At 37.8% G+C, this 376-nt stretch carries 1 pseudogene; it reads right to left on the bottom strand.

What is annotated here, in order from left to right:
- Positions 1-355 (bottom strand): annotated as a pseudogene (locus tag AC29Z1_RS10640) ([Fe-Fe] hydrogenase large subunit C-terminal domain-containing protein); the annotation flags it as partial.
- Positions 356-376: the final 21 nt, after the last annotated feature.

Genomic DNA, 376 nt, shown 5'->3' with positions numbered 1-376 from the left:
GGGCAATTAACTCCAGCAGGGCGGACTTGGTTTCGGCGGTTGTTTCGCCCAGCAAACCTGCAATTTCTTGAGCGACATGCATTTGTTTATTTATAATGTCTGTTGCTTTTTCTACTGTTTCCAGTTTCATCTGTTTAAGTTCACGATTTCTTAATTCATGGGCCGTTATATCAGTAATAATAGCAATGACCAACCCATGCTCAGGAACAGGTATAATCATTTGTTCAGTAATAATATTATAAAGAGGATACTCAACTCTCTTGCCGACAATTTTATGCCCAAATTTTGCCGCGGCAATAAAATCAGAGCAGTTAAATAGTTCTGTCAGACTCATACCTTTATAGATTTGTTTCATCTCCTTCCATGTTAATTTCAA

It is taken from the genome of Sporomusa sp., assembly GCF_057736855.1.
This window is presented reverse-complemented; position numbering and strand designations above follow the sequence as displayed.